The 14,100-nt window shown below is 72.8% G+C and carries 14 protein-coding genes and 1 tRNA gene; 5 read left to right on the forward strand and 10 right to left on the reverse strand.

The features are described 5' to 3' along the window. Nucleotides 1–137: 137 nt before the first annotated feature. Nucleotides 138–443, reverse strand: a complete 306-nt coding sequence (locus ABZ924_RS03860) for a hypothetical protein (RefSeq protein ID WP_361903613.1) — start codon at nucleotides 441–443, stop codon at nucleotides 138–140. A gap of 399 nt (nucleotides 444–842) precedes the next feature. Then, nucleotides 843–1,286, reverse strand: a complete 444-nt coding sequence (locus ABZ924_RS03865; protein WP_361903616.1) for a DUF6344 domain-containing protein — start codon at nucleotides 1,284–1,286, stop codon at nucleotides 843–845. A 57-nt stretch (nucleotides 1,287–1,343) separates the two neighbouring features. On the opposite strand from ABZ924_RS03865, the gene ABZ924_RS03870 reads away from it, so the two are divergent. Next, the gene (locus ABZ924_RS03870; RefSeq protein ID WP_361903619.1) at nucleotides 1,344–1,739 is read left to right on the forward strand and encodes a hypothetical protein; all 396 of its coding nucleotides are present in this window, start codon (nucleotides 1,344–1,346) and stop codon (nucleotides 1,737–1,739) included. Nucleotides 1,740–1,821: 82 nt separating this feature from the next. Here ABZ924_RS03870 and ABZ924_RS03875 read toward each other — a convergent pair. The 6 genes from ABZ924_RS03875 to ABZ924_RS03900 all read right to left on the reverse strand — a co-directional run bounded on the left by ABZ924_RS03875 (nucleotide 1,822) and on the right by ABZ924_RS03900 (nucleotide 7,404). Next, nucleotides 1,822–1,906: transfer RNA gene (locus tag ABZ924_RS03875), tRNA-Ser, on the reverse strand. A 39-nt stretch (nucleotides 1,907–1,945) separates the two neighbouring features. Further along, nucleotides 1,946–2,902, reverse strand: a complete 957-nt coding sequence (locus tag ABZ924_RS03880) for a peptidase (RefSeq protein ID WP_361903622.1) — start codon at nucleotides 2,900–2,902, stop codon at nucleotides 1,946–1,948. A 171-nt stretch (nucleotides 2,903–3,073) separates the two neighbouring features. Next, nucleotides 3,074–4,132 carry a putative sulfate exporter family transporter gene (locus ABZ924_RS03885; protein ID WP_361903625.1) on the reverse strand — a complete coding sequence of 353 codons (1,059 nt, stop codon included), beginning with the start codon at nucleotides 4,130–4,132 and terminating at the stop codon, nucleotides 3,074–3,076. Then, a complete protein-coding gene (locus ABZ924_RS03890; RefSeq protein ID WP_361903628.1) occupies nucleotides 4,132–4,698 on the reverse strand; it encodes a cysteine dioxygenase family protein in 567 nt (188 codons plus the stop codon). Before ABZ924_RS03890 ends, ABZ924_RS03885 begins: the two co-directional genes overlap by 1 nt. Nucleotides 4,699–4,804: 106 nt before the next feature. After that, a complete protein-coding gene (locus tag ABZ924_RS03895; RefSeq protein WP_361903630.1) occupies nucleotides 4,805–5,710 on the reverse strand; it encodes a LysR family transcriptional regulator in 906 nt (301 codons plus the stop codon). Between the two features lie 110 nt (nucleotides 5,711–5,820). Continuing rightward, on the reverse strand, nucleotides 5,821–7,404 hold the full coding sequence (locus ABZ924_RS03900; protein ID WP_361903632.1) for a trypsin-like peptidase domain-containing protein: 1,584 nt from the start codon (nucleotides 7,402–7,404) through the stop codon (nucleotides 5,821–5,823). A gap of 220 nt (nucleotides 7,405–7,624) precedes the next feature. On the opposite strand from ABZ924_RS03900, the gene ABZ924_RS03905 reads away from it, so the two are divergent. The 3 genes from ABZ924_RS03905 (at nucleotide 7,625) to ABZ924_RS03915 (ending at nucleotide 10,235) form a co-directional block, all read left to right on the forward strand. Next, nucleotides 7,625–8,425, forward strand: a complete 801-nt coding sequence (locus ABZ924_RS03905; protein ID WP_361903635.1) for a glycerophosphodiester phosphodiesterase — start codon at nucleotides 7,625–7,627, stop codon at nucleotides 8,423–8,425. An 85-nt stretch (nucleotides 8,426–8,510) separates the two neighbouring features. Next, on the forward strand, nucleotides 8,511–9,113 hold the full coding sequence (locus ABZ924_RS03910; RefSeq protein ID WP_361903638.1) for an ATP-binding protein: 603 nt from the start codon (nucleotides 8,511–8,513) through the stop codon (nucleotides 9,111–9,113). Nucleotides 9,114–9,260: 147 nt separating this feature from the next. Then, the gene (locus ABZ924_RS03915; protein WP_361903641.1) at nucleotides 9,261–10,235 is read left to right on the forward strand and encodes a DUF5926 family protein; all 975 of its coding nucleotides are present in this window, start codon (nucleotides 9,261–9,263) and stop codon (nucleotides 10,233–10,235) included. 181 nt (nucleotides 10,236–10,416) lie between these two features. Here ABZ924_RS03915 and ABZ924_RS03920 read toward each other — a convergent pair whose 3' ends face one another. Next, nucleotides 10,417–11,139 carry a hypothetical protein gene (locus ABZ924_RS03920; RefSeq protein WP_361903644.1) on the reverse strand — a complete coding sequence of 241 codons (723 nt, stop codon included), beginning with the start codon at nucleotides 11,137–11,139 and terminating at the stop codon, nucleotides 10,417–10,419. A gap of 147 nt (nucleotides 11,140–11,286) precedes the next feature. Continuing rightward, a complete protein-coding gene (locus ABZ924_RS03925) occupies nucleotides 11,287–12,036 on the reverse strand; it encodes a bifunctional DNA primase/polymerase (protein ID WP_361903647.1) in 750 nt (249 codons plus the stop codon). A gap of 407 nt (nucleotides 12,037–12,443) precedes the next feature. Here ABZ924_RS03925 and ABZ924_RS03930 point away from each other — a divergent pair, with 407 nt between their 5' ends. After that, nucleotides 12,444–14,075 carry a PP2C family protein-serine/threonine phosphatase gene (locus ABZ924_RS03930; RefSeq protein ID WP_361903649.1) on the forward strand — a complete coding sequence of 544 codons (1,632 nt, stop codon included), beginning with the start codon at nucleotides 12,444–12,446 and terminating at the stop codon, nucleotides 14,073–14,075. The last annotated feature ends 25 nt before the right edge of the window (nucleotides 14,076–14,100 follow it).

Here is a 14,100-nt window from a genome sequence, read left to right on the forward strand (position 1 = left end):
CGAACGGGCGAGGGCGCCCGCGCTACCGGACCCCAGCCGGTCCGGTCGCACGGGCGCCCTCAGTGCTCGGAGTCGGCGCTGTCATCGCTCCTGCCCCCGCTGCATCCACCGCGCAGCGAGCGGAGCACGCGGAGCACCTACCACCACGGGTGGAAGTTGACCGCGACGTTCCCCTGGTTGATCGCCGTCAGGGCGGAGCCGTTGACCTGCGCGGTGTTGTTCTGGTTCGACGCGCCGGAGCCGGTGGCGACCTGCTGGGAGGTGGACGAGTTGCCGAGGTTGTTCCCGCCCACGCCGCTGCCGACGACGCCGGCGACGCTCGCATTCGATCCGTCGTTCGCGAAGGAGCCGTTGTCGGCCGAGGCCACTCCGCCGAAGAGCGCGGCGGCGAGGGGGAGGGCGGCGACGGCGGCGAGGACGCGGGCGGTACGGATGCTTGCCATGTTCGTGGATCCTCCAGGAAACCGAAGTGGGGTGTTCCCAAGGCAGTTGGCCGACCGCCTCGGCGTTTTCTGTGGTGACGACGTCGCGAGACCAGAGTTGCCCACCGAATCCCCGGCGAACCAGCCCGGAGTCCTTGATTCCCCCGCAAGCATGAGCAACATCGGATAAACCTCCTTTGCATCCCGATGTCCCAGGTCAGCGGGCCTACGGCGGTTGAAACCACCGCCGGGCAAGAGGAGAAACGTTCCTCCGGAATGATCTCTTTCGGCATGCCGAAAAGGGCCGCTGCCTCCGGGAACCCCACCGTCTCCCGGGCCTGCGACCCTGCAATGCCAAGCTTCACGCCCCCTGTGCGCCCCCTGTGCGCCCCGGCGCCCGCCGCGTACGCGGTACGAGCACTACGCGACGAGCGCGACCCCGTCGCGACCGAGGGCGCGAGCAGGGACGGGAGCGGCGGCCACGGCGGAGGTGGCGACAGGGCCACCGGAAGGGGCCGGGGCAGCCGCAGCCGGGGAAACCGGGTCAGCGGCAGCGAAGGCAGCAGGAGCGGCGGAACGCCGGACCGAGGGCGAGGCACCGTGCGCCTCGGCACCGATCCGCTGCTTGATCGTCGGCGGGAGCGAGCCACCCCGCACCATCGCCCGCCAGGTCCTCCGAGCGACGGGCCGGCGCACGGAGCCGGCGGCGGGCCGGACGGCAGCACCGACCGAGCCGGCGCCCGGCACCGCAGCGGCGACCGCCGGGGCAGCGGCCCGGCCGCGGAACCCGAGAACGGCGAGGAGCGCCATCAGCGCGGCGACCACTGCGGTCCGGAGCGAGGTGAGGGTGATGCGCTGAGCCATGGCGGGGTGCCTCGATTCGCGATGTTCCGACGGGCGGATCTGCATACATTCGTCATGATGTGTCCGCAACCGGAGCGCTCCCACCACGCGCGCCGATCTTCCGACAAACACCACCCGAAAGGCCGAGCCCGGCCCCGGGCGGCCTCCCGGCCGACCCCGACCCCACCGCCACGCCGGCGCCCCGACGGCCAACCGCCGTGCACCGGCGCCGAGTACCTCTTCGGCGAGTCCGTCACCGCGGCCACCGAGACCGACGCCGGTGTGGAGGTGGTCCTCTCGGGCGGGCAGACCCGCATCTTCGACCTGGTCATCGGCGCCGACGGGCTGCACTCGAACACCCGCGCGCTGGCCTTCGGCCCCGAGGAGCAGTTCACCCGCGACCTCGGCTACATGGCCAAGGTGATGGAGCCGGTCCAGAAGGCCGCCAGGGCAATCACCCTCAAGGCGTACTGACCGCCGAACGCCCCCGGTGGAACGACGAAGGGGCGCCCCGTGCGGGGCGCCCCTGTCAGTCGGCGTCTGCGCCGACACGGTGCGGTGGGTGTGGGATTTGAACCCACGGTGGCTTGCGCCACGACGGTTTTCAAGACCGTTCCCTTAGGCCGCTCGGGCAACCCACCTGGCCGGTACAGAGTACCGGGAGGTGGGAGGCGGTGGGGTCAGGAATTCTGTGCCTTGTCGTAGGCGGCCTTCGCCTCGTTGCCGAAGTACGGGCCGAACATCCGGTTCGGCAGGAAGTTGTAGCCGAAGCTGTTCACCGAGACCTGGGTGCCGAGGCCGGTGGCCTCGTTGAAGTCCTGGAACCAGGGGCCGCCGCTGGAGCCGCCGGTCATGTTGCAGGCCAGGCTGTGGTCCTTGGTCAGCAGGAAGTCCTTGCCCGTGCTGCCGCTGCAGTAGATCAGCTTCTTGCCGTCGTAGGGCGCCGCCGCCGGGAAGCCGAACGAGTACATCTTCTTGTTGTAGCCGCCGTTGAACAGGATGCCCTGGGCGCCGACGGCCTGGCTGAGCTTCTGGCCGTTCAGCGGGGCGACGACGGCGAGGCCGACGTCCATGTTCATGTCCTCGCTCGCGGCCCACTGGTCCGTCGCGAAGGTCTTGGTGGCCGGCCACTGGCCGTACGGCGCGTTGCCGTCGTCGTAGCCCGGGACGAAGATCCAGTTGGTGTGCCAGGTGCCCTGGTACTTGACGCAGTGGCCGGCGGTGATCACGGTGCTGCCGTTGGCGCTGGTGATGGAGTCACCCGAGCACGAAGCGGTCCGGTCGCCGAAGGTGAAGAACACCCGGCCCGAGGTCTTCACCACCGCACCGCCGCCGGTCCAGGCGCCGCCCGCCTGCGGGAACGCCGTCGGAGAGGCGGCCGCGGACGGCGCCGTCGGCGCGATCCGCGTGGCCTGCGCCGAGCTCGCGACGGGGGCGCGCCCGGTGCCAGGCGCCGCCACCACGTCCAGCGGGGTGGCGCCCCGCATCCGCTCTGCGGTCCAGAAGCCCTGGGTGTGCTGCGGCCGGAACGAGGCGGGGGCGTCGGCGGCGGCCGCAGGACCGGCCGTCGAAAGCGCGCCCGCGATCAGGGCGCCCGCGGCCAGGAGGACCGATGCTGCCGTGCGATGACGATTCACGCATGACTCCTTCTGCCGTGCCCGGTCCCGTCGGACCGGGCAGGGTGGGGGTGAAGAGCTGTCGGTGCGGATCGGCCGCAGGGTCCCACGCGCGGCACGAGAAGTCAGGAGACGGTCGGAACGTTCGCTCGGTTCCGGCCAGGAATTGGCCAAGTCCCGTCCGTGGGGCTGTCATACGGTCAGCAGCACCCCGGCATACGAGACCCCGGCCACCACGATCCACGCCCCCAGCCCGAGGAGCGCGGCCCGGCCGCCGGTCCGCGCCATGGACGGGAGGTCGACCGCACTGCCGAGACCGAACAGGGCTGCAGCGAGCAGGAGTTCCTGAGCGGTGTGCGCCCAGTCCAGGGCCGCGCCGGGCAGCGCTCCCGTGGCGCGCAGGGCGGCCGCGGCCAGGAACCCGGCCACGAACAGCGGCACCGGTGCCGGGCGGCGCCCCGACGGCGTGCGCACGCCGGTGCGGCGGGCCCGGACGGAGAAGGCGACGGCAGCCACCAGCGGGGCCAGCAGGGCCACCCGCATCAGCTTGACCAGTACCGCCTCGCCGAGCGCGTCCGGGCCGGCGGTCTGGGCGGTCGCCACCACCTGGCCGACGTCGTGGACGCTCGCACCGACCCACCGCCCGAAGGCGGCGTCCGAGAGCCCGAGCGGGTCCTGGAGCAGCGGGAGGACCGCGATGGCCAGCGTCCCGCACAGGGTCACGAGCGCCACCGAGGCGGCCACGTCCTCCTCGTCGCTGCCCGACACTTGGCTGACGGCCCCGATGGCCGAGGCCCCGCAGATCGAGTAGCCGGTGGCGATCAGCAGCGGCTGGTCGCCCGGCAGCCCGAGCCGGCGGCCCAGCCAGAGCGTGCCGAGGAAGGTCGCCGCGACCACGGCCGCGACCATGGCCACCGTGGCCCAGCCCAGCCGCAGCACCTGGTCCAGGCCCAGGCCGAGGCCGAGCAGGACGATGCCGATGCGCATCAGCCGCCGGCCGGCCAGTGACAGGCCCGGGCGGCCGGCGCCCCGCACGGTCGCCCGTACCCCGGGCAGGTGGGCGGCGGTGATGCCGAGGACCACCGAGGCGGTCAGCATCGGGATCCCCGGAACCAGCCGGTGCACTCCCCATGCGACGGCCACACCGGCGGCCGCCATGCCCAACCCGGGCCAGGGGGAGGATGTTTCACGTGAAACCGCGCCGGCGGCCGCGCTTCCGGCCCCGCGCACCGGGCGGTTGAGCAGCGCCATCAGTCGGCGGGGAGGGTGTAGACGCGGCGAACGCTGCTGCCCAGGCGGCTGACGTCCGCCCCGTAGACGTGGATCGAGATCGCCTTGGTGCCACAGGAGTTGCGCACCTTGTGGATGTCCCCGGGAGGGGCGAAGCCGCAGACCTCGCCGACACCGTTGACGACCTGCTCGGTGGCCACCAAGCGGGCCCCGACGTCTCCCGCGGCGGGGGCGAGCCGGTAGCGCAGCTCGCTCTCCTCGCCCTCGTGCACCCCGGCCACGCACCAGGAGACGTGGTCGTGGATGGCGGTCTCCTGGCCGGGCAGCCACACCAGCGCCACGACCGAGAAGCTGCCGTCCGCCTCGGCGTGCAGGACGTGCTGCCGGTACCGGTCGGGGCTGCCCACGCACTGCTCGGGCGTGAGCAGGTCGGTGGCGGCCAGGTGCGGGGCGAGGCGCTCGCCCACCAGGTAGGCGGTCAGGTCCGGGGCCAGCCCCCGGTCCACGACCGTGCGGATCTCACGGACGAGGGCGGACATCCTCGCGGTCGTCCGTGACGGTGTCGGAGTCGTGGTCGTGGTGGTCATAAGGGCAGCGTCGAGGAGCCGACCCATCACGTCCAACGACAGTTCTCACCTGAAATCCCAAGCAGGGCTTATGGATTCGGGCGTTGCGCGGTCAGGGAGTGCGCGGTCAGCACCCTATGCGGTTCGAGGCCACCGCCCTGAGCGCCTCGAGCACCACCGCCGTCGCCGGTATCCGCAGATGATCGCGGTAGACGTAGGCGGCGATGTGGCGGCGGGCGGCCGGCTGGAGCGCCCGCCCGCACACCCGGCTCAGCGAGAGCGAAGGCAGCACGAGGGCGGGCATCATCGCCACACCGAGCCCCTGCCCGACCATGCTCTGCACCACCAGGTTGTCGTCCGTGGCGAACCGGATGTCGGGGACGAAGCCCAGCTCGGCGCACTCGTGCAGCAGGTTGGCGCGGCAGCGCGGGCAGCCGGCGATCCACCGCTCCTCCGCGAGGTCGGCCAGGTGCACGGCCCGGCGCCGGGCCAGGGGGTGGCCGGTCGGCAGGAGCACCGTGAGCTGGTCCTCCAGCAGCCTGACCTCGGCGACCTCCTCGGGGATCTCCTCGTGGAGCCCGGGATAGGTGAAGGCCAGGGTGATGTCGCACTGGCCGCGCTCGAGCCGGCGCAGCGACTCCGGCGGCTCCCCCTCCAGCAGCTCGACCTGGATGCCCGGGTGGTCCTTGGCGAGGCTGCTGAGGGCCTCCGGGACGAGGGTGGCGTTGGCGCTGGGGAAGCCGCACAGCCGTACCCGGCCGGTCCGCAGGCGGGCGTACGCCTTCAGCTGGGCCTCGGCGGCAGTGAGGCTGCCGAGGATGGACTCGGCGTGCCGGGCCAGGGACTGCCCGGCCTCGGTGAGCTGCATCCTGCGGCCGACTCGGGTGAACAGCGGGGTGCCGACGGCGCGTTCCAGCGCCTTCATCTGCTGGGTGATCGCGGGTTGGGTGTAGCCGAGGACACGGGCGGCCGCCGAGTACGAACCGGAGGCGACCACTTCGTGGAATGTACGGATGTGCCGCGAATCGAACACACGGGAAGCATAAGCGGACGTTGGGAGGGGCCGTAGGCGGAATCCCGCCCACGGCCCCTCACCATCCGGCCACCATCCGGCCGCTCCGGCTACCGGCTACCGGCTACCGGCTACTTGTCGCCGACGCGCGAGCCGAGCGTGATGTCCACGGTGCTCGGCTTGCCGTCGCGCACGTACGTCAGCTTCACCACGTCGCCCGGCTTGTGCGTCCAGATCTCGCTGATGAGGGTCGGGCCGCTGTCGATCGGCCGGTCACCGAACCGGGTGATGATGTCACCGGGCTTCAGGCCCGCCTTGCCGGCCGGGCCGTTGGGGTCGACCAGCTCCTCGGCGGGCGCGCCCTGCTCGGAGATCTTGGCGCCGTCGACCTTCGACTGGAGGTCCACGGAGACCGAGATGACGGGGTAGACCGGCTTGCCGGTCTTGATCAGCGACTCGGCCACGTTCTTGGCCTGGTTGATCGGGATGGCGAAGCCGAGGCCGATCGAACCGGCCTGGCCGCCGCCGAGGCCGCTGCTGCCGGCGGACTGGATCGCGGAGTTGATGCCGATGACCGCGCCGCGCCCGTCGATCAAGGGGCCGCCGGAGTTGCCGGGGTTGATCGAGGCGTCCGTCTGCAGGGCGCTCATGTACGAGCTCTTGCCGCCGGAGCCGTCGCCGGAGGCCACCGGGCGGTCCTTGGCGCTGACGATGCCGGTGGTCACGGTGTTGGACAGGCCGAACGGCGCGCCGATGGCGATGGTCGGATCGCCGACCGCGACCTTGTCGGAGTCGCCGAGCGGCAGGGGCTTGAGCCCGGACGGCGGGTTCTTCAGCTTGATCACGGCCACGTCGTAGCCCTGGGCCCGGCCGACGACCTCGGCGTCGTACTTCTTGCCGTCGGGGAAGGTCGCGGAGAGCTTGCCGCCGTTCGCCGCGGAGGCGACCACGTGGTTGTTGGTGAGGATGCGGCCTTCCTGGTCGTAGACGAAGCCGGTGCCGGTGCCGCCCTCGCCGTCGCCCGCGGAGGCCTGGATGGTGACGACGCTGGGCAGCGCGGAGGCGGCGAGACCCGCGATGGAGCCGGGCTCGCGCTTGAGGTCCTTGGGGGTGTTCCCGGCGGTGATCGTCGTCGAGCCGTAGCCGTTGTTGTCGTTCTGCTCGGCGGCCCAGTAGCCGACCCCGCCGCCGACGCCGCCCGCGAGGAGGGCCGCGACGAGCACGGCGGCGATCAGACCGCCCCGGCCCTTCGGCTTGGCCGGGGGGACCCCGTCGGCCAGGGGCGCGCCCCAGCCGCCGTGGCCGCCGCCCGCCCCGTACGCCGGGGCCGCCGGCGGCGGGGGCGGCCAGCCCTCGGCCCCGTGCGCGGCGGGGGCAGCGACCTGGGCGGGGTATGGCTGCGGCTGCGGTGCGGGTGCCTCGGCGTAGCCCGGGGCCGGGGCCTGGGCTGGGGCCGGCGGGATCTGCTGCGTCTGCTCAGTGCCGGGCACAGGCGTCGGCGGCAGCTGCTGGGTCGCGGGCTCGGCGGCCGGCGCGGCGTGACCCGGGGCCTGGGCGGCCGGGGCCGCCGGGGCCGGGGCCGCCGGGGCCGAAGCCGCCGGGGGCTCGGCGGGCGCGGCCGGCGCAGGCGTCGCGGAAGCGGGAGCGGCCACCGGGTGCGCGGACGGGGCCGCGGGGGGCGTCGGGGCCGCGTTGCCCTCGTTCTCGGTGCTCACAGCGCTCTCTCCTCGTCACACACGGCTTCGTACAACCAACGTTTCGGCCCGACTGAACGTTCGACGAGCCTCACAAGTTCCAGGGAAAGCGTTCCCCATCACCCGTCAGAGCACTGTAAGCCGGACCTGTGCGTCTCCCCCATCCTTCATCTCCGGCATTTCGGTCGCATCCGCAGGCGGGACCCGCCGTCCGGGGCCCCCGCGGTGGCACCATGACCCGGTGACCCCTGCAACGCCGCCCCCCATCCAGGTCGTCGCCCACCGCGGCGCTTCGGAGGACGCCCCCGAGCACACGCTGGCCGCGTACCGCAAGGCCATCGAGGACGGCGCCGACGCCCTCGAATGCGATGTCCGGCTCACGGCCGACGGCCATCTGGTCCTGGTCCACGACCGCAGGGTCAACCGCACCTCCAATGGCCGCGGCGCCGTCTCCGCCCTGGAGCTGGCGGACCTCGCCGCACTCGACTTCGGCTCCTGGAAGGACCGCGAGGAGGCCCCGGACTGGGACTCCGACCCCGAGCGCACTTCCGTGCTGACCCTGGAGCGGCTGCTGGAGCTGGTCGCCGACGCCGGGCGGCCGGTACAGCTCGCCATCGAGACGAAGCACCCCACCCGCTGGGCCGGACAGGTGGAGGAGCGCCTCCTCTTCCTCCTCAAGCGGTTCGGGCTGGACGCCCCGCCGTCCGACGGCCCCCACCCGGTCCGCGTCATGAGCTTCTCCGCCCGCTCCCTGCACCGGGTCCGGGCCGTGGCGCCGACCGTCCCGACCGTCTACCTCATGCAGTTCGTCTCCCCGCGCATGCGCGACGGCCGGCTGCCGGCCGGGGTGCGGATCGCCGGCCCGGGCATGCGGATCGTGCGCAACAACCCGGGCTTCGTCCGCAGGCTCCAGAACGCCGGCCACTCCGTCCACGTATGGACCGTGAACGAGCCGGACGACGTTCAGCTCTGCGCTGATCTGGGTGTAGAAGCGATCATCACGAACCGGCCACGCCAGGTTCTGTCCCAGCTCGGACGCTGACGTCCCGGTTTGCCCACCCGCCTCGCCCGACCCGTGCGTGACAGGGTGTGCCCCGGCGCATCCGCTCCGCAATCGCTGGTCATGAATGCGTCAGAGGGCTCCGCTCCACCGGTTTCCGGTCCAGGCCACGGGGGCATCCAGACCATGGCGTGGGACTAAGGAGGTTCCGGGGGTGGCGTTGGTGGTGGCACAGGAAGTGCCCACGTCGTCGTGCATGGACGTACGCCATGGTCCTGCGGGCGTGGGCGAGGCGAGACACCGGATGCGCGAGCAGCTGCGCATCAGCGGGGTGTCCGAATCGGTCGTGGACGACGCCGTACTGATCCTTTCCGAACTGCTCAGCAATGCCTGCCGGCACGGCAGACCGCTGGGCGCGGGCGAGATCGGGGACGGGGAGATTCACGCCGCATGGCGCGTCGACCAGGCGGGACGGCTGACGGTCGAGGTGACGGACGGGGGCGGACCCACCCGGCCCGTTCCGGCCACGCCCTCGGTCACCGCGCACGGCGGCCGGGGGCTGAACATCATCAGCGCCCTCGCACAGGACTGGGGAGTGCGCGACGGTGCAGCGGGCGAGGTCACCGTATGGGTGATCGTCGCGTGCGGGCCCCGTCACGACGATTTCGCTACGCGCGTTGCGGCCCCGGTCCTCGACTTCGCCACGGCCTTCGACGACCTGGATCCCTGACCGGATCACGGCCGTCCGCACACGCGGCCGACCGGGAGCGCACGCCGACCGTGCTCCCGGCCGCACCCCACCGGTTGCGGCGGTACGAGCGGCTAGGCTCACGCCCAGACGCAACAGCCGTACCGCCGCAACCGGGAGTCACGCACGATGGCGAAGAAGCGCCCCGCAGCCAAGACTGCAAAGCCGCAGATCGAAAACGGGGAGATCCCGGTGGTGGGCGCCCGCGAGCCCTGCCCCTGCGGATCCGGCCGCCGCTACAAGGCCTGCCACGGCGCGGCCGCCTCGCACGCCGCCACCGCGCACGTGCAGCGTCCGTTCGAGGGCCTGCCGAACGAGTGCGACTGGGTGGCGCTGCGCGAGCTCGTGCCCGCGGCCACCGTCCCGCTCTCGCTCAAGGGCGGCCTGCCCGAGGGCGTCCCCTCCGTCACGCTGGTGACCGTACTGCCCATGGCCTGGCCGGCGCTGCGCCGCGAGGACGGCTCCGTCCTGCTCGCCCTGCAGAACGACTCCACCACCGGGGACCTCGCCCGCGACATGGCCGACACCCTGGAGCGCGCGCTCGCCACGGAACCGGGCAATCCCGTTCCGGGCCGCCGGGTTCCCGCCGAGGGGCCGCGACTTCAGGATCTCCTGGACACGGACGGCGGTTTCGAGCCGGTTGTGCACAGCGGCTTCGAATTCTGGATTCCGGATGCGGAGACCGCCCAGAACGCCTCCCCGGAGATCGCCGCCTCCCTGGAGCGCGCCAACGCCGCCGCCATCCCCACGGTCAAGCTGGCCGGTGTGGACGCGGCCTACTGGTGCGAGACCCCGGACAAGAACCACCTGCGCTGGGTCATGCCGCACCCCGAGGAGAAGCTGCTCGACGCCCTGGCCCGGCTGCACGCGGCGGGCACGTCCTCGCTCGGCGAAGGCACGCGGCTCGTGGGCTCCTTCCGGGCGCACGGCCTGATGGTCCCGGTGTGGGACCTGCCCACCGGGATGACCGCGCAGGACGTGGAGAAGCCGGCCGCGGAGTTCGCGGAGCGGCTGGCCACGGCCCTGGCCTCGGACGCCCCGCTGACCGCGGAGGAGCGCCGGGCGCGCGGCGGGCTCACCAACCGCCAGATCACGCTCAGCTGATCCGCAGGGGCCCGCAGGAGCGGTGACCGGAGTCACAACTCCCGCTAATCGCCTGCAAATCGGTGTCTGAATATCAGAGATCGAATTTGCGAACAGGCGATCTCTTGTTACCGTTCTTGTAGCCCGGTCGCTGGTGCATCCCCCGTCGCCAGCGACCGGGCCCTTCCATTTCCGGGCCGGGTCAACCGTCGGCCGGTGCCGGTGAGTTGCTCCCGGACCGCAGCAGCAGGTGCCCCTCGTCGTCCGGAGCGGCGTACTCCGCCACCGCCGAGTACGCGTCCTGCGGCCCTGCCGAGGGCTCCCGCGGCGTCTCGCACAGCCCTGGTTCGTCACCCGCCCCGACCGTGCAGCGGATCTGGACCGTGTGTCCGGCCGGCCCCATCACCGTCAGCACCGCGTCCAGGGCGCGGCCGCTCGTGTTGCGGTAGTAACTGCGGCCCCACGTCTGCCCCTCGGCGGCCAGGACGCACGTCTGCGCCTCCAGCCCCGGCGGGGCGGAGAGTTCGGGTCCGCAGCGGGAGTCGGTACGGGGCTGTTCGGGCGGACCGGCCCGCTCCGGTGCGGCCGGCTCCGGAGCACCCGAGGGCGCGGCGGCACCGGGACCGCCGGGCTGCCCCGCTCCGGCCGGGCGGCCGTCGGCCGCGGCGGCAGGTGCCTGCGTACCGGAACGGTCCTGAGAGCCGGAAGAGCCCGAAGAACCCGAGGAACCTGAAGGGCCGGAAGAGCCGGAAGAACCTGAAGAGCGCGAGCGGCCCGAGGGGTCCGCAAACCCGAGCGACGAGAGCAACCCGCCGCCTTTTCCGTCATCCTGACCGACGAAATCCGGTCCGGCGATCGCTCCGGCCAGCGGGAGCGACAAGATGATCAGCACACCGGCGCCGATACCGATCAAGCGGAGATTCATTCGGCGAACATAGCGATGCGGGAATGGGGCACGGAGATCCCCGCGCCCAATTCCCTTGGAAACGCGTCGCGCTGGCACCCGTACGAGTGATCCGCAGGGGTCCGGGGCGCCAGGTGGACCCGGAAGGCGCAGGCCCTGCGGGGCCGCTCAGTACGCGAGCCGGCTGCCGCCACCGGAGGCCCCGCTGCTCGCCTCGACCAGCGCGTGCACCACGGCCTCGACCTCGGGCAGCCACAGGCTCCCGGTGTCCGCCGGTTCCCGCTCCCAGCGCACCTGTCCGCCGCCGGACGCGGGCGAGGGCGGCAGCAGCAGGTAGCCGCCCTCGCCGTGGAAGCGCAGCGCGGACGGCACGTGGTCCTTGGTGTAGAGGAGTTCGCCGAGGCGCTCGAGCGAGTACGGCGCCACCAGCAGCGACCAGCGGGTGGGCGTGGCCGCGATCGGGCCGAGCCGCATGCCCTGCGCGTCCAGCCGTACGACGGCCCGCGCGGCCGCGGCGGCCGGCAGGCTCACCGCGCACGGAGCGGAGCCGCCGGTGGCGAGCAGCACGGGGGCACTGGGCCGGCGGGTCCACCACCACGCGACCATCCGGGGGTCGGTGGTGGCCGCGAGCAGCCCGGGGTCGAAGGGGTGGGCGCCGGGGACGGGGCAGTCGGGGTCGGGACAGGCGCACCGCGCACCGTCGGACCCGCCGCCGACCTGGCCGACGCCGGGCAGAACGGGCCACTGCCAGACGGAGGCGCAGGTCAGCGCGGTGTCGAGGAGAGCCGGATCGGGGGAGGCCGGGTCGGGGGAAGCCGAGGCGGGGGAAGCCTGGTCGCCGCTCTGCACCGCGGCGGACCGAAGGGTTTTCAGGCGGTTGCGGAGCCGCTGGAGACGCCTTCCGAGGATCTCGCGCATGAGCGCTCGTTCCTTTCCGTTGAACGCCGAGGGCCACATCACACCATGTGAGCGGTGTCTCACCACACGTACACGTTTCGCGTCACTGTCCGCCAGAAGCAGGTTCACACGGTTCGTGCAGTTTTCTTACGGGCTCATGAAACGCCCGGCGGGGGCGGAACGCGACCCGCGCCGGCGCCGGGACCGGCTGCCGCTGCTGAGGACGGCGGCCCGTGCCGGGCGGTTCCCGGCGGACGCCGGGCTGCGCCAACTGTCCCCGGACATCACGGACTACGTACCCGGGGCCACTTCGACGCCTGACCAGTCGATCGCAAAAACCGTCCGCTTCCGGCTTTTTCCAGCCAAGTTCTAGCCTTGGCTGGACCGTGAGTTGCTGTCTCACGGACACCAGGATTCCCACCGGGACAATGCTGGACATCGATCCTCGTGTGCGTGTAGATGTGGATTCATTGATGGCGGCGCAGCACGATCTGGGGGTTTGCGATGCTATATGGCGAATCGCACCAGGTGGAAAGGCGGACGCCATGAGCGCCCCGCATCTGCCGAAAGTGGCTGGAATCGATCCGGAAGTTACAGCGGTCCCGCACACTACGGCACCCGCGCCCGCCCGAACCGTGCTCGCACCGGCCGCTGCGCCCGCCCCGAGCATGCTCATCCAGGACCGGCTCGCGGGCATGGTCTCCGACCTGACCACCCTCCACGAACTGACCGAGCGACTCGCCCGCGCCTGCGACCTCGAGTCCTCCCTCCAGGAGTTCCTGCGCGCCGGAGCCGCCCTCGTCGGCGCGCGCCGCGGCCTGATCGCCCTGGAGCCCTCCGACGGCCTGGGCCCCACCACCACGATCGGCCTCGGCCTCGGCCGCGCGGACCTCGGGCACATCGAGACCGTGCCGCGCGCCGCGACCTCGTACGGCCGCATCCTCGACGGATTCCCCGACGCCCACGGCGGCTCCGAGGTGCTCCCCGAACCCGACGCCGCCCCCGGCATCGGCGGGTACGGCGCGCCCGTCGACCCCCGGCACCGGGAAGTCGCCGCCCGGCTCGGCTACGCCGCCAGCTACGCCCTGCCGCTGACCGCCGAGGCCACCGGCCGCCTCGGCGCGGCCGTCTGGCTCTATGACGAGCAGGCCGAACCGAGCGACCGCCAGCGCGACCTCGCCGGCCTCTACGTCCGGCACGCCGCCGAGCACCTGGCCCGGATGCTCGAGGTGGAACGCTCCCGCAGCCGCCTGGCCACCGTCGCCGAGGAGTTGCTGCCCAGCCGGCTGCCCCGGATCCCGGGGGTCCAGCTCGCCGCCCGCCACCACACCGGGCCGCGGGGCGGAGGCGACTGGTACGACGCGCTGCCGCTGCCCGAGGGCGCGCTCGGGCTGGCCGTCGGCTCCGTCACCGGCGCCGGGCCCAGCGCGGTCGCGGCAATGGGCCGGCTGCGGGCCTCGCTGCGGGCGTACGCCGTCATGGAGGGCGAGGACCCCGTCGCCGTCCTGTCCGACCTCGAACTGCTGCTGCGGCTGACCGAGCCCGCGCGCTGTGCCACCGCCCTGTTCGCCTACTGCGAGCCCACCCAGCGCAAGATCCTCCTGGCCGGGGCCGGGCACGCCCCGCCGCTGGTGGTCGGCGAGCGGCGCACGGAGTACGTGGAGACCTCGCTGTCGGCGCCGCTCGGGATGCTGTCCTGCTGGGAGGCGCCCAGTGTGGAGATCGACGCCGCGCCAGGAGAAACGGTGCTGCTGTACACCGACGGGCTGCTGCGGCGCACCGGGGACGCGATGGACCGGGCCTACGCCCGGCTGCACGCGGCAGCGGCCGGAGCGCCACGCGGCGTACGGGACGATCCGGCGGCGCTGTGCGACCACGTCCTGCGGGCGGTGCTGCCCGAGGGCGACCCGGCACTGGCGGCCGTGTCCGGTCCGACCGGCCAGGGGGGTGCGTCGGCCGTGGTGCCCGCAGCCCCGACTGCGCCGGGGCTGACCGCGGCGGGGGGCCGCATGGGGCAGGGAGTGGAGGACATCGTCCTGCTTGCCGCCCGGTTTGACTGATTTGTCACATCCGCTGCCGGGCGTC

Source organism: Streptomyces sp. NPDC046876 (assembly GCF_040645035.1).
GTDB lineage: Bacteria > Actinomycetota > Actinomycetes > Streptomycetales > Streptomycetaceae > Streptomyces.

Coding starts and splice junctions, on each gene's coding strand:
- ABZ924_RS03860 (WP_361903613.1), bottom strand. CDS start 443: ATGGCAAGCATCCGTACCGCCCGCGTCCTCGCCGCCGTCGCCGCCCTC.
- ABZ924_RS03865 (WP_361903616.1), bottom strand. CDS start 1,286: ATGGCTCAGCGCATCACCCTCACCTCGCTCCGGACCGCAGTGGTCGCC.
- ABZ924_RS03870 (WP_361903619.1), top strand. CDS start 1,344: ATGTGTCCGCAACCGGAGCGCTCCCACCACGCGCGCCGATCTTCCGAC.
- ABZ924_RS03885 (WP_361903625.1), bottom strand. CDS start 4,132: ATGGCGCTGCTCAACCGCCCGGTGCGCGGGGCCGGAAGCGCGGCCGCC.
- ABZ924_RS03890 (WP_361903628.1), bottom strand. CDS start 4,698: ATGACCACCACGACCACGACTCCGACACCGTCACGGACGACCGCGAGG.
- ABZ924_RS03910 (WP_361903638.1), top strand. CDS start 8,511: ATGCGTCAGAGGGCTCCGCTCCACCGGTTTCCGGTCCAGGCCACGGGG.
- ABZ924_RS03915 (WP_361903641.1), top strand. CDS start 9,261: ATGGCGAAGAAGCGCCCCGCAGCCAAGACTGCAAAGCCGCAGATCGAA.
- ABZ924_RS03920 (WP_361903644.1), bottom strand. CDS start 11,139: ATGAATCTCCGCTTGATCGGTATCGGCGCCGGTGTGCTGATCATCTTG.
- ABZ924_RS03925 (WP_361903647.1), bottom strand. CDS start 12,036: ATGCGCGAGATCCTCGGAAGGCGTCTCCAGCGGCTCCGCAACCGCCTG.
- ABZ924_RS03930 (WP_361903649.1), top strand. CDS start 12,444: ATGCTGGACATCGATCCTCGTGTGCGTGTAGATGTGGATTCATTGATG.